Raw genomic sequence first — 13,011 nt, 5'->3', positions numbered from 1 at the left:
ACACGTTTTTAAACTCTCACAACTACATACCCTTTTCTGGTTTTCTTGTAGTGTTTTCCATTCCAGAAGTAGTAGCGCTTCCCATTTACTCTAACAATTTTATAGTGTTTAGGAGGTGTTTTTATAACAGTTACAGTTGCAGGTCTAGTTGCTACACGAGTTGCACAAGAGTTTAAACTCATCATACAGCAAACAGAAAAAATAAGGATAAAGGTTCTCATAGTAGTATAGATTTGATTCTACTATAAGACCTTGACGGTTCTAAAAGGTTTAATTAATCTATGAATAAGGCTTTTAGTTCGGTAGCATCAGCAGGCTTCATTTTACCTGCCACAACCAGACTCAATTGCTTGCGTCGCAATGCAGCAGCATAACGCTCTTTTTCAAGCTTTGTTTCAGCAATAAGTTGAGGTACTTTTATAGGGCGACCAGTTTCATCAACAGCCACAAATGTATAAATAGCTTCGTTAGCTTTAATACATTCACCAGACTCTCTGTCTTCAATCCACACATCCAAAAACACTTCCATAGAACTCGTAAATGCACGAGATACTTTAGCCTCAACAGTAACAACACTACCTAGAGGAATAGACCTGTTAAAAGCCACATGATTCACAGATGCAGTTACTACAATTCGTCTGCTATGACGACGTGCAGCAATACTAGCGCAACGATCCATACGAGCTAATAATTCTCCACCAAATAAGTTGTTTATGGGATTGGTCTCACTTGGAAGCACCAAATCGGTCATGATTGTTTTGGATTGAAAAGCTGTTCTTGGTTCCATTAAATTTTGATTTAATTTCATGCAAAGGTAAGCCGATTTTAAATCTTAACTAAGGGATTTAAGAAATTATAAAGAAATAATAAATGTATAAGTGATTCGTAAGTTCAAGTAATCAACACTTGGAAGATCCTATCAAAAATCAGTCTAAGGCTTTAACCAATAACCAAGCATCACGATTGTGAGTACGCTTAATAGTTCGTAAGGTTTTTAAAGCTTCTATTCTATCGGTATGACTAGAGTATACAACTTCATGTAGCCCATAACGATTGACACCAATTTTACGAGCTTGGAATCCTTGATCCCTGAGTTGCGCTACTTTTTTATCAGAGTTAGCTTCAACTCTAAATGCACCAGCCACAATATGATAATTACCTGAAGGTTTTTCAACAGTAAGTGTTGCAGCAGGCAAAGGATTATCAACGAAAAAGGTAGCTTCCTGTACTTTAGCATCCAATTGCTGATTGGCCTCTTCTTGAGCCATTTCGTTATGACGCTCTATTTGACCTACATAATAATTAGAAGCAGTAAAACTACCTAGTGTTAAGGCAATTATTGCGATAGCTGCATATTTGAGGTATGGTCTACTCTTACGTTTTTCTGGAGTAATGGAAAGCGGAATTGTTTCTTCAATCTCTTCAACAACAACTTTGTGTGCTTCTCGAGTAATATCAGCAGACGTGAACTGAGACAACCCAAACGCATCAGTAAGATAGTTGATATGGTGCGACGGTTCAAAATTGATTTTTCCTTCAGTGTTTAAAATAAGATCACCAATATTATTAAAGGCTATCGTTTCACCTTCAATCAAATATGATTTAATGGCTTTAACCTGCTTGGCCACTTTTTCTACAGCAACCTGATATGGAACTTTTTCAATTTCAGCAATATAATTAGCCAACAAACCATCATTGTTTTGTAATTGCTCATTAAAAGACAATACTTTTTTTGGTGGATAAAATGAATGAGTAGTTTCGTGCACTTTAGCCGAAACGCGATGTGTTAAAAAGGCGCCAAACTGAGGAACAATAACACAATCGTATCTATATAGTAAATCGCTGATGTAAGTCTCTAATTGCATAAAAACAAAGTTAAAAATTTTTAAATGCGAATAAAACATCCTAATAAGTATTTATTAACAAGTAAAATTTTGTTTCTTGCGTATAGAAAATATACTATATTAAATGACTGATCAAGAATTAATTTATGTTTTAGCCTTACAGCACGTTCCCAAAATAGGAGATGTCACTGCAAAGAAATTAATCAGTCATTGTGGTTCTGCCGAAGCTGTATTAAAGGAAAAGAAAGCTCTTCTTCTTAAAATTGATGGTATCGGACAAACAATAATTAAAGGTTTGTTGGATAGCGAGCATTTAAAAGCCGCAGAGCATGAATTGAAATTCATAAAGGCCAATGATATCGTCAGTTTATATTTTACCGATACTGATTACCCAGAAAAATTAAAACATTGTATTGACAGCCCTTTGCTATTATTCCAAGCAGGCCATGTTAATCTAAAACAACAACGATTGATTAGTATCGTTGGCACACGAAAGATTACAAGCTATGGCGTTAGTTTTTGCGAGAGGTTAATCGAGCAATTGGCACCTTTTGATCCTGTAATTATTTCTGGGTTTGCTTATGGTACAGATATTACTGCTCATAAATCGGCTATTAAAAACAATTTACAAACTGTTGGTTGTTTGGCGCATGGGTTAAATCAGATTTACCCAAAAATTCACAAAAAGTATATGGCTGATGTAGAAAAAAATGGCGGATTTCTAACTGATTTTTGGAGTACGGACACCTTTGATCGTAATAATTTTTTAAAACGAAATAGGATTATTGCAGGTGTGAGTGAGGCTACTATAGTTATTGAATCTGCTGAAAAAGGAGGAAGTCTTGTTACTGCAGATATTGCGAATTCTTACAATCGTGATGTGTTTGCTGTACCTGGTCGTATCAATGATACTCAAAGTATTGGATGTAATAACTTGATAAAGACGCAACAGGCACATATGCTAACCAATCCTCTGGATGTAGCTTATATGTTAAATTGGCAATTGGAAGATGCTAAAAAGCCTGTTATCCAAAAGCAGTTGTTTGTAGAATTGACTTCCGAAGAAAAAGTAATCTATAACTTCCTTAAAGACAACGACAAGCAACTGTTAGATGTGATTGCACTAAACTGCAATATGCCCATTTTTAAGGTGGCGAGTATTTTGCTCACAATGGAATTAAAAGGCATTACAAGACCATTACCTGGAAAATTGTTTGAGTTGGTTTAATACCCAACCTTTTCTCGAACACGTTTTAAAACGTCATTGGCTACAAGTTTGGCCTTTTCGGCACCAACAGCTAATGCGGCATCAATCTCATTGAGGTTTTCCATATAGTGATTGTAGCGTTCACGCTGTGTTGCAAATGTTTCGAGTATCAATTCAAATAAGGCTTGCTTAGCATGGCCATAACCATAACCTCCTTTTTCGTAATTGGTTTTCATCGTTGAAATTTCAGTGTCTGAAGCTAATAACTTATAAAGTGCAAAACAGTTACAGGTAGCCCAATCTTTAGGAGCTTCAAGAGGTGTACTATCGGTTTCTATAGACATGATTTGCTTGCGTAGTTTTTTCTCCGGAAGAAAAATATTGATAAAATTATTACGGCTTTTACTCATTTTTTCACCATCGGTTCCAGGAATAAGTTTTGTGTTTTCTTGCACTTTTCCTTCAGGTAAAACAAAAGTTTCACCCATTTTAGTATGAAAACGGGTGGCCACATCACGCGTCATTTCTATGTGTTGTAATTGGTCTTTTCCTACTGGAATAATGTGAGCATCATATAATAAAATATCGGCAGCCATGAGCATAGGGTACATAAATAATCCTGAGTTGACATCATCTAAACGATCGGCTTTGTCTTTAAAACCATGTGCTAATTTTAAACGTTGATACGGAAAAAAACAATCTAAATACCAAGCTAATTCCGTCACTTGTGGAATATCACTCTGTCTGTAAAATACAGTTTTGTTAATGTCTAAACCAAAAGCTAACCATGTGGCTGCAACCGAATAGGTATTATGACGTAATAAATCGGCATCCTTTATCTGAGTTAGGGTATGCATATTAGCAATAAATAAATACGATTCTGTAGAAGTATCGTTAGCCATTTCTATTGCTGGTAAAATTGCACCTAAGATATTACCTAAATGAGGTGTTCCTGTACTTTGTATTCCTGTTAAAATTCTTGCCATGATCACTTTCCGCGAAAGCGGAAATCCATTTTATTAAATTAAACTTATATCGTCAGCAAAGGTATTTTTTTTAATTAAATAGCTCAAAACAATTATGTACTTTTGACCCATATGAAGATATTTAAGTATCCTTTTTGGTTATTTTACCGTATTTGGTTCTATATTTTAGTAGCATTACCTATACTGGTTCTATTACCTGTACTGGTACTCTCTATTTTGAAAGAGTCCTGGTATCCTTTCTTTTTTAAACTGGCTCGTTTCTGGGCACATTTCATTTTAATTGGAATGGGTTTTAACATAAGTATTATTCGTGAACAAATACCTGATCCTGAGAAGAGCTATATGTTTATTGCCAATCATACCTCAATGGCTGATATTATGCTCATGTTAGTAGCCGTAAAAAACCCGTTTGTATTTGTTGGGAAGAAGGAGTTGGCCAAGATTCCGTTATTCGGATTTTTCTACAAGCGTACAAGTATTCTGGTCGACAGAAGTAGTCCTAAAAGTAGACAAGCGGTGTTTTTAAGAGCACAACGACGACTAAAACAAGGGATGAGTATTTGTATTTTCCCTGAAGGCGGCGTTCCAGATGAAAGTATTGAATTAGATGATTTTAAAGATGGTGCTTTCAGAATGGCTATCAATCATAAAATTCCAATTGTACCTATTACATTTGGGGACAATAAAAAACGCTTTTCATATACTTTTTTCAGTGGTGGTCCAGGACGTATGCGAGCTAAAATTCACAAATTCATTTCAACTGAAGGGTTATCAATTGAGGACACCAAGCAGGTTAACCATCAAGCTCATGTTTTAATATTGAATCAGTTACAAGCCTATAATGGTTAAACAAAAAAAGCTGCTCTTGGCACAGAGCAGCTTTTCGTCATCATTGCATATTAAGTTTGCAATAACTATCTAACCAACTAAAAAACCTAAAACTTAAAACTAAGTCCTGTATAAACACCAATGAAGAATGGTTGAAAATCACCAGACGTATCACTAAAGGTGTTAATTTGATACTTGAACGTTGGTTCAAGATTAAATCGTAATTGTTTTGATATGTTGTAGTTAACACCAATTCCAAAGTTGGCACTGTAACTCATATCTTTAATATTTGTTGCTTCTCCTAAAAATGTTCTGTCACCATTGCTTTGAACAGAATAAATTTCGTTGTTACTTAAAAACAGCGTGCTGAAACCACCAATAAGGTTTAAACCAAACTTCTTATCTATTAAGCTGTATTCAAGTTCTATTGGGACTTCAATAAAGCCTAGTTGCTGATCAATGGATCCTTGTTCTTTGGTAAATAAAAATTGCGGACCAGTAGTAAAACTAAAATTATCAGCACTTACATAAGAGTTTGTATTAAGCGTGTCATGCAATTTCACGTTTTGCATTGGCATTCTGGCTCCAGAACCAGAGGTACCATCAAATACAAAAATATTATTGGTTGAATATCCGAGATCAACTTTATTGACACCTGCTCTGATTTTTAATTTTTTATTGATTGCATAACTACCTCTAATACCATAGCTCACGTTCACACTTCCTTCTTTTTCATTATCTACGAACTGATTATCCAAAGACGATCCTTTTCCTAGCGTATTAAAATAAACAGGCGCTACATTTGGAGCAAGACTCCAACGTTTTTTCAATGATTCATCAGTGGTAGAATCCTTGTTTTTTTCAGCTTCAGCAATGGCTTCATCAATAGCATTTTTATCCTTTATAAGATTGTTAGCTTTTGTTGAGTCTATAACTGAAGTAGCATTATCTTTTTCTGAAGTATTAGATGTAGCTATTTTTGTGTTGTTTCCTTGTTTCGTGTCTTTTATGAGTTTGTCAATTTCGGATTGTTCCTTATTGATGTCATTTTGGATATCATTGGTGTTTGATTTATCCTTATTGGTTTGTGTAGCAACAGCGTTGTTTTGTGCTGTGTTAGTATTGGGAGTGTCTTTTTTATCTTTCGGAAAACTAGACTCGTTGTTTACGACAGCATTTTTTTGTTGCGATTTGTTTCTGATTATCGATTGTTTTTTCTGGTCTTCCTTGTTGTCATGATGACCATTATCATCCTTATTATCAGAATTATCAGAGGATACTACTGTATTGTTTTTGTTAGAGGATTCAGTGGTTGTCAAATCGTTTTCAGAAACACTATCTGTAGAATCTTCTGAAGTGTTTTGCTCTGCAACTGACGACTTTTTATTTTTGGAAGTGTGAGTATCAGAAATGTTTGTTTTAGTTGTTGAATCTAAATCTTTAGAAGTTTTAGTGTCAGACTTTTCAGTATCAACAATCTCGGTATCTGTTGAATTCTGAGTATTATTATTAAAAAATGTATTTCCTACAGTAAAGAGCAAGGCTAATACTGCAGCAACACCAGCAATTTGCCACCAGATAGGAATTACTCGACGTTTCTTACGCTTGTCTTGGTGAAGCTTACGCTCTATATGTTCCCAGACATGATCTTTAGGAGCAACTTCAAAATCTTTAAGTTGCTCTTTAAAAAGCTTGTCTATATGTTTTTTTTCACTCATTATAAACTTTGCGAGTTGGGTCTCGCTTTGTATTGTTCTATTTTATCTTTCAAAATCATTCTAGCACGTGCTAAATTTGATTTTGATGTACCTGTTGAAATGTCCAACAGACTTGCAATTTCCTTATGCGAATAATCGTCTAAGGCATATAAATTAAATACCAACCTGTAACGGTCTGGTAATTCTTGAATGATGCCAAGTAAATAATCAATACTTAAATTATCGTCATCTACTTCTACAGTGACATCTTCAATTTGATCTTCATTAATAATGTCAAAAATACCAGCACTTCTGTAGCGTTGTAACGCTGTGTTGATGGTAATTCGTTTCATCCAACCTTCAAACGATCCCTGACTTTTAAATTGTTCAATCTTTTTAAAAATGGTAATATATGCGTCTTGCAAATTATCTTCTGCTTCTGCATAATTACGCGAATACTTCAAGCAAATCGAAAACAGTTTACTCGCATATAGCTTATATAGTTGACTTTGTGCTTGAGCATCATTTTTTTTACATCGCTCTATGAGTTGTTCTAAACTCACATGATTTTAATTTAGTTAGTTTAGTTTTTAATCTTCTACTGGCACTTCTACAATAAGATAGGTGTCTACTCCATTTTCATCTCCTCCTGTCCAAAATCTAAAAGTGTAGCTTTCTGTTGATGTTACTTTAAAATTGAAAGTAAACTCTTCCACAATTGGTGTTTGATCGCAAACTTCATCAGGGAAAAAAGCAGCAATTACAGCAACATCACGCTGATTTTCATCTATTTCATACAATAAATTGTTAAACAGATAACAACCAGATGGTTTTGTGTAGGTTAAGGTAATTTCATGCGTCTGTCCAAAAACAAAAGTGTCTGGTAGGTCTACACTATCAATTGGTAGTGCTTCAACAATGTAATTTGGGTTGTCATCACTAATATTGCATGATAGCAATGAACACATTACAAAACATAATAATAGTATCTTCTTCATATTCATGTTTAATTAAGAAATACAAGATATTTCAATTAATAGATGCACAACATATAAAAAGGTTGCGTCTAAAAACAAAAAAAATCCCAAAACTTGGGATTTTTTAGTTAAAGTGTTGATTTTTAGTCCTCCGAATTGATAATTGCGCGAACTTTTTCTTCAAGTTCGTCCATTAATTCTGGATTGTCTTTTATTAATGATTTTACAGCGTCTCTACCTTGACCCAGTTTCGTGTCTCCATAGCTGAACCAGGAACCACTCTTCTTAATGATCTCATGTTCTACAGCAACATCTAAGATTTCTCCAACTTTAGAGATCCCTTCTCCATACATGATATCAAATTCGCAAGTTTTGAAAGGAGGAGCTACTTTGTTCTTAACCACCTTGACTCTGGTTTTATTTCCAGCTACTGTACCATCGGTCTCTTTAATTTGTGTAGAACGTCTGATATCTAATCGAACAGAAGCATAAAATTTAAGAGCATTTCCTCCTGTAGTTGTTTCTGGATTACCAAACATCACTCCAATTTTTTCACGTAACTGGTTAATGAAGATTACAGTACAATTGGTTTTACTGATAGATCCTGTTAATTTTCTTAAGGCTTGTGACATTAATCTGGCATGTAATCCCATTTTTGAGTCACCCATTTCTCCTTCAATTTCGCTTTTCGGAGTTAAAGCAGCAACTGAATCTATGACCACGATATCAATAGCTCCAGAACGGATTAAATTATCTGCAATTTCTAAAGCTTGTTCTCCATTGTCAGGTTGTGAGATAATAAGGTTGTCAATATCTACTCCTAATTTTTCAGCATAAAAACGATCAAAAGCATGCTCAGCATCAATAAATGCAGCAATACCTCCTGCTTTTTGAGCCTCAGCAATGGCATGAAGCGTTAATGTGGTCTTACCAGAAGATTCTGGTCCGTATATTTCTATAACTCTACCTCTTGGATAACCGCCTACGCCTAAGGCAATATCTAGTCCTAAAGATCCTGAAGAAATAGCATCTACATCCACGACTGCTTGGTCGCTCATTTTCATAACAGTTCCCTTACCGTAGGCCTTGTCTAGTTTATCTAAAGTTAATTTAAGTGCTTTTAATTTTGCGTCTTTTTCACTGCTCATCGATCTGAATAATTTTAATTGAATATTTGTTTGAAGCGGATAGCTAAAATACAACATCTTTTAATTTTTTTTGGAGTATGACGCAACCTTTTTAAACTTTTTGCATCTACTAATTGAGATTGGGAAATCTTGCTATGATAACCAAGCCTTAACTGGCTTATCCAAAATTCAAATTCTTACAGAGGAATGCGTTTTTTTAGAAAAATTATTTTTAACAAAGTATTAGGTGTTTCAGGAGCTGTAAACGTAAACAGCAACTGTAAAGCCGATGGTGGATAACTCGCTATGTATTTTTAAGACAAACATTTTAAAAATATTAATAACGAGTTAGTCCTCAAAAAAGCCCTTTAGTCAAACTAAAGGGCTTTTTTATTGCAACAGTTTGATATTCTGCCAAAAAGAATACCTTTGCACCTAGATACATCAGCTTATTGGCCTAGATGTAAAAATATTCTTTAACCTTAAAATTAGTATAGCATGCAACTGTACAATAACTTAAGTGCTAAGGAAAGAGCAGAACTTATTAAAAAAGCGGGAAAAGAACGCTTAACAATCTCTTTCTACAAGTACGCCAAAATTGGTAACACCGAAATTTTTAGAAACCACATGTTTTTAGCATGGGATGAATTAGAGGTCTTAGGTCGAATCTATGTAGCCAAAGAAGGAATTAATGCGCAACTCTCTGTGCCTGCAGATAACTTTGAGTCATTTAAAAATCATTTAGACACGATTACATTTTTAGAGAATGTGAGACTCAACATTGCTGTAGAGCATGATAATTATGCCTTTTTAAAGTTGAAGGTTAAAGTGCGTCATAAGATTGTGGCAGATGGTTTAAATGACGACACCTTTGATGTGACTAATAAAGGCGTTCATGTTGGTGCCGAAAGATTCAATGAACTTATTGAAGACCCTAATACGGTTCTTGTAGATATGAGAAATCACTACGAAAGTGAAATTGGTCATTTTAAAAATGCAGTAACACCGGATGTTGACACCTTTAGAGAATCTTTAGATTTAATTGAAGAAGACCTGAAAGAACACAAAGAAGATAAAAATTTAGTGATGTATTGTACTGGTGGAATTCGTTGTGAGAAAGCAAGTGCATACTATAAGCATAAAGGTTTTAAAAATGTGTTTCAATTAGAAGGTGGAATCATTAATTATGTTAGACAGATTGAAGCTAACGGACTTGAAAACAAGTTCTTAGGAAAAAACTTTGTTTTTGACCAGCGTCGTTCAGAACGTATAAGCGATGATATCATTGCTAATTGTCATCAATGTGGTAAACCTGCTGATATGCATACCAATTGCGCAAATGAGGCATGTCACTTATTGTTTATTCAGTGTGACGAGTGTAAAGAACTAATGGAAAACTGTTGTTCTACCAATTGCATGGAAATCAATAGACTGCCTTACGAAGAACAAAAAGCTCTGCGTAAAGGACAAGGGAATAGCAATGACATATTTAAAAAAGGACGAGCAGATCACTTACCGTATAAAAAGGATTTGAGAAATATTTTTGAGACGTTACACAAAACAGTCTAAATGAACATATATAAACTTTTGCAGCTTAACAGAAAAATTAAAAGCCATAGAATTAAATTTCTCGGACTTTACCTGTTGCATAAGTTTAATAAACGCTATCTGGCAGTCAATTTAGATCCTGTCATGGCATGTAATCTGCGCTGTAAAATGTGTTATTTTACAGACGCAGATTATGTTAAAACCTTAAAAGGGCAATTTAATGACGAGGATTTGGAATTGGTGGCAAAGTCTATTTTTAAAAGAGCTTTAAAACTTCAGATAGGCTGTGGCACAGAACCTACGTTGTATAAAAATCTGGTTAAAGTTGTGGAATTAGGAAAGCAATATAAAGTGCCTTATATTTCAATCACAACTAATGCAAACCTTCTTGCCGAAGATAAGATTGAAGCCTTACTAAAAGCTGGGCTTAATGAGTTTACCATATCACTGCATGGCGTTACTAAGGAGAGTTATGAAAGCTTCATGAAAAAAGCCAGTTATGAGAAATTTCATAATGCTTTCAAAGCTTTTGCCAAACTAAAGAAACACTACGATTTTAAAGTCAGGATCAATTATACCTTCAACAAGGATAATTTTTACGAATTAAAAGACTTCTTTAATCACTTCAATGCTGAAAGTTTTGATATTCTCCAAATACGACCAATTCAGAAAATTGGTAATACCGAGTATAATGATTTTGATATTTCAATATTAACTGATGATTATCCTCAGCTCATACACTCCATAAGAGAAACATGCAAGCAAAATAGTATTGTATTGTTAGCACCAAACAGTTTGTCTGAACTCACTAACGACAATCAGTCGAGTTTAATTTTCGATTATACATTCTGTTACATTTCGCCAAATAAATTTTGGAAAGAAGGTTTCAAATGGAGAGAACAAACGTTTAATGAATATTCAACTGAAATAGGATGGAGCAAACAATTATTCAGTAATATATTCAAGTCTAAAAAAGAATTAAAAACCCTATCCAATAGATTGAACTACGAGATAGAGTTTAATTAGTTAATGTCTTTCTAAGTCATTATATTAATGTTATCTTTACGTTTGAAAATAATATTAATCGTCATTCGGTAACTGATTGAGTTATCGGATTATATATAAAATACATGAGTTGTAACAGTTGCTCAACCGGAAAGGATGGACAACCAAAAGGATGCAAAAACAATGGGACTTGCGGTACAGATAGCTGCAATAAACTTACTGTTTTTGATTGGTTGGCCAATATGTCGTTACCACAAGGACAAGAACCATTTAAAGGTGTTGAAGTTCGTTTTAAAAACGGACGTAAACAATATTATAAGAACACCGAAAATCTTACATTAAGTATAGGAGACATCGTCGCTACCCAAGCCAAATCTGGTCATGATATTGGTATGGTTACCCTTACTGGTGAATTGGTAAGAGTTCAAATGAAACGAAAAAAGATCAACATTGATGATGAAGAAACCGTCATGAAGATCTATCGGAAGGCAAGTCAGAAAGATATCGATATTTGGTCTGCTGCAAGAGATAAAGAAGAGCCGATGAAGGTTAAAGCACGACAGTTTGCTATTGACCTAAAGCTTAAAATGAAGATCTCAGATATAGAGTATCAAGGCGATGCTAGTAAAGCCACGTTTTATTACACTGCAGAGGAGCGTGTTGATTTTAGAGAATTGATCAAGGTTTTTGCTCGTGAGTTCAGAACACGTATCGAAATGAAACAAGTTGGATTTCGTCAGGAAGCTGCACGACTTGGAGGTATTGGTTCCTGTGGAAGAGAATTATGCTGTTCTACATGGTTAACCGATTTTAGATCGGTAAGTACTTCTGCAGCGCGTTATCAGCAACTATCGTTAAACCCTTTAAAATTAGCAGGTCAATGTGGTAAACTTAAATGTTGTCTTAACTACGAGTTAGATGCTTATCTAGATGCGCTTAAAGCATTTCCAAAAACCGAAACTAGATTATATACCGAAAAGGGTAAAGCGGTGTGTCAAAAGACTGATATTTTCAAAGGACATATGTGGTATGCCTATGAAGGCGAATGGATGAATTGGCATAAACTTACCACTGACCAAGCCAATGAGATTATAGAAAAAAATAAGCGAAAAGAAAAAGTAGCCAGTCTCGAAGAATATGCATCTCAGCTCATTGAAGATACTAAAACTGAATTTGAAAACGTTGTTGGTCAAGATAGTTTAACACGCTTTGATAATCCAAAACGAAAAAACAAACGTAAAAATAATAGAGGGAAACAAAGACGACGTCATAAACAAAATAATAACAATGCAAAGAAATAAGTATTGGTTCATTTGTTTACTTTTTCTGATCACAATGATCTCTTGTGATTCTAATCGTGTATTTGATGAATATAAGTCGGTACCAGGTCAATGGGACAAAGACAGTAAAGTTGAGTTTAAGATAACACCTCCAGACACAACAAACGCTTATGGTTTGTTTGTTAACTTAAGAAATACAGAAGATTATAAGTACAGTAATTTGTTTCTAATCGTAGAGCTTAACTATCCTAACGGAAAGACATTAAAAGATACATTAGAATACAAAATGGCAAATCCTGACGGCACATTCCTAGGTACAGGGTTTACCGATGTAAAAGAAAATAAATTATGGTATAAAGGTTACGATGAACCTTTCGTTTTTGATGAATCTGGAGAGTATACCGTTAACATACAACATGCTATGAGACAGAACGGGAGTGTTGATGGCATTGATAAATTAGAAGGCATCACAGATGTCGGTTTTAGAATAGAGCATTCGCAAACAAATTGAT

At 34.6% G+C, this 13,011-nt stretch carries 14 protein-coding genes; 6 read left to right on the top strand and 8 right to left on the bottom strand.

What is annotated here, in order from left to right; genetic code table 11:
* Positions 1 to 8: 8 nt before the first annotated feature.
* The 3 genes from Q0951_RS00105 to Q0951_RS00095 all read right to left on the bottom strand — a co-directional run bounded on the left by Q0951_RS00105 (position 9) and on the right by Q0951_RS00095 (position 1,865).
* A complete protein-coding gene (locus tag Q0951_RS00105) occupies positions 9 to 221 on the bottom strand; it encodes a DUF6515 family protein (RefSeq protein WP_299332645.1) in 213 nt (70 codons plus the stop codon).
* Positions 222 to 274: 53 nt separating this feature from the next.
* Positions 275 to 787: an acyl-CoA thioesterase gene (locus Q0951_RS00100; protein ID WP_299333830.1), complete on the bottom strand. Its 513-nt coding sequence runs from the start codon at positions 785 to 787 to the stop codon at positions 275 to 277.
* A gap of 139 nt (positions 788 to 926) precedes the next feature.
* Complete coding sequence (locus tag Q0951_RS00095; protein WP_299332642.1) at positions 927 to 1,865, bottom strand: SPOR domain-containing protein; 939 nt, start codon at positions 1,863 to 1,865, stop codon at positions 927 to 929.
* 103 nt (positions 1,866 to 1,968) lie between these two features.
* Here Q0951_RS00095 and dprA point away from each other — a divergent pair, with 103 nt between their 5' ends.
* On the top strand, positions 1,969 to 3,072 hold the full coding sequence (gene dprA, locus Q0951_RS00090) for a DNA-processing protein DprA (protein WP_299332639.1): 1,104 nt from the start codon (positions 1,969 to 1,971) through the stop codon (positions 3,070 to 3,072).
* Here the strand turns inward: dprA and trpS are convergent.
* Positions 3,069 to 4,037 (bottom strand): tryptophan--tRNA ligase, encoded by a 969-nt coding sequence (trpS, locus tag Q0951_RS00085; protein WP_299332636.1) that lies wholly within the window; start codon positions 4,035 to 4,037, stop codon positions 3,069 to 3,071. The genes dprA and trpS overlap by 4 nt on opposite strands.
* Positions 4,038 to 4,148: 111 nt before the next feature.
* On the opposite strand from trpS, the gene Q0951_RS00080 reads away from it, so the two are divergent.
* Complete coding sequence (locus Q0951_RS00080) at positions 4,149 to 4,886, top strand: 1-acyl-sn-glycerol-3-phosphate acyltransferase (RefSeq protein ID WP_299332633.1); 738 nt, start codon at positions 4,149 to 4,151, stop codon at positions 4,884 to 4,886.
* Positions 4,887 to 4,972: 86 nt separating this feature from the next.
* Here Q0951_RS00080 and Q0951_RS00075 read toward each other — a convergent pair whose 3' ends face one another.
* The 4 genes from Q0951_RS00075 to recA all read right to left on the bottom strand — a co-directional run bounded on the left by Q0951_RS00075 (position 4,973) and on the right by recA (position 8,687).
* Positions 4,973 to 6,583, bottom strand: a complete 1,611-nt coding sequence (locus Q0951_RS00075; protein ID WP_299332631.1) for a hypothetical protein — start codon at positions 6,581 to 6,583, stop codon at positions 4,973 to 4,975.
* Positions 6,583 to 7,125, bottom strand: coding sequence for an RNA polymerase sigma factor (locus Q0951_RS00070; RefSeq protein ID WP_299332628.1), 543 nt, complete (start codon positions 7,123 to 7,125; stop codon positions 6,583 to 6,585). Before Q0951_RS00070 ends, Q0951_RS00075 begins: the two co-directional genes overlap by 1 nt.
* A gap of 27 nt (positions 7,126 to 7,152) precedes the next feature.
* Entirely contained in the window at positions 7,153 to 7,560 is a 408-nt protein-coding gene (locus Q0951_RS00065) for a hypothetical protein (protein WP_299332626.1), read from the bottom strand.
* 122 nt (positions 7,561 to 7,682) lie between these two features.
* Complete coding sequence (gene recA / locus Q0951_RS00060; RefSeq protein ID WP_299332623.1) at positions 7,683 to 8,687, bottom strand: recombinase RecA; 1,005 nt, start codon at positions 8,685 to 8,687, stop codon at positions 7,683 to 7,685.
* A 477-nt stretch (positions 8,688 to 9,164) separates the two neighbouring features.
* On the opposite strand from recA, the gene Q0951_RS00055 reads away from it, so the two are divergent.
* The 4 genes from Q0951_RS00055 (at position 9,165) to Q0951_RS00040 (ending at position 13,010) form a co-directional block, all read left to right on the top strand.
* A complete protein-coding gene (locus Q0951_RS00055) occupies positions 9,165 to 10,235 on the top strand; it encodes a rhodanese-related sulfurtransferase (RefSeq protein ID WP_299332620.1) in 1,071 nt (356 codons plus the stop codon).
* Positions 10,236 to 11,240: a radical SAM protein gene (locus Q0951_RS00050; RefSeq protein WP_299332617.1), complete on the top strand. Its 1,005-nt coding sequence runs from the start codon at positions 10,236 to 10,238 to the stop codon at positions 11,238 to 11,240. It abuts the gene before it with no gap.
* Positions 11,241 to 11,344: 104 nt separating this feature from the next.
* Positions 11,345 to 12,520, top strand: coding sequence for a regulatory iron-sulfur-containing complex subunit RicT (locus tag Q0951_RS00045; RefSeq protein WP_299332614.1), 1,176 nt, complete (start codon positions 11,345 to 11,347; stop codon positions 12,518 to 12,520).
* Positions 12,507 to 13,010, top strand: a complete 504-nt coding sequence (locus tag Q0951_RS00040; RefSeq protein ID WP_299332612.1) for a gliding motility lipoprotein GldH — start codon at positions 12,507 to 12,509, stop codon at positions 13,008 to 13,010. The genes Q0951_RS00045 and Q0951_RS00040 overlap by 14 nt, the downstream gene beginning before the upstream one ends.
* Position 13,011: the final 1 nt, after the last annotated feature.

Source organism: uncultured Psychroserpens sp., from assembly GCF_947501425.1.
Classification (GTDB): Bacteria; Bacteroidota; Bacteroidia; order Flavobacteriales; family Flavobacteriaceae; genus Psychroserpens.
This window is presented reverse-complemented; position numbering and strand designations above follow the sequence as displayed.

Excerpts from the sequence above, each read along its gene's own strand:
- Q0951_RS00105 (WP_299332645.1), bottom strand. The coding sequence starts at position 221 with ATGAGAACCTTTATCCTTATTTTTTCTGTTTGCTGTATGATGAGTTTA.
- Q0951_RS00100 (WP_299333830.1), bottom strand. The coding sequence starts at position 787 with ATGGAACCAAGAACAGCTTTTCAATCCAAAACAATCATGACCGATTTG.
- Q0951_RS00095 (WP_299332642.1), bottom strand. The coding sequence starts at position 1,865 with ATGCAATTAGAGACTTACATCAGCGATTTACTATATAGATACGATTGT.
- dprA (WP_299332639.1), top strand. The coding sequence starts at position 1,969 with ATGACTGATCAAGAATTAATTTATGTTTTAGCCTTACAGCACGTTCCC.
- trpS (WP_299332636.1), bottom strand. The coding sequence starts at position 4,037 with ATGGCAAGAATTTTAACAGGAATACAAAGTACAGGAACACCTCATTTA.
- Q0951_RS00080 (WP_299332633.1), top strand. The coding sequence starts at position 4,149 with ATGAAGATATTTAAGTATCCTTTTTGGTTATTTTACCGTATTTGGTTC.
- Q0951_RS00075 (WP_299332631.1), bottom strand. The coding sequence starts at position 6,583 with ATGAGTGAAAAAAAACATATAGACAAGCTTTTTAAAGAGCAACTTAAA.
- Q0951_RS00065 (WP_299332626.1), bottom strand. The coding sequence starts at position 7,560 with ATGAAGAAGATACTATTATTATGTTTTGTAATGTGTTCATTGCTATCA.
- recA (WP_299332623.1), bottom strand. The coding sequence starts at position 8,687 with ATGAGCAGTGAAAAAGACGCAAAATTAAAAGCACTTAAATTAACTTTA.
- Q0951_RS00055 (WP_299332620.1), top strand. The coding sequence starts at position 9,165 with ATGCAACTGTACAATAACTTAAGTGCTAAGGAAAGAGCAGAACTTATT.
- Q0951_RS00050 (WP_299332617.1), top strand. The coding sequence starts at position 10,236 with ATGAACATATATAAACTTTTGCAGCTTAACAGAAAAATTAAAAGCCAT.
- Q0951_RS00045 (WP_299332614.1), top strand. The coding sequence starts at position 11,345 with ATGAGTTGTAACAGTTGCTCAACCGGAAAGGATGGACAACCAAAAGGA.
- Q0951_RS00040 (WP_299332612.1), top strand. The coding sequence starts at position 12,507 with ATGCAAAGAAATAAGTATTGGTTCATTTGTTTACTTTTTCTGATCACA.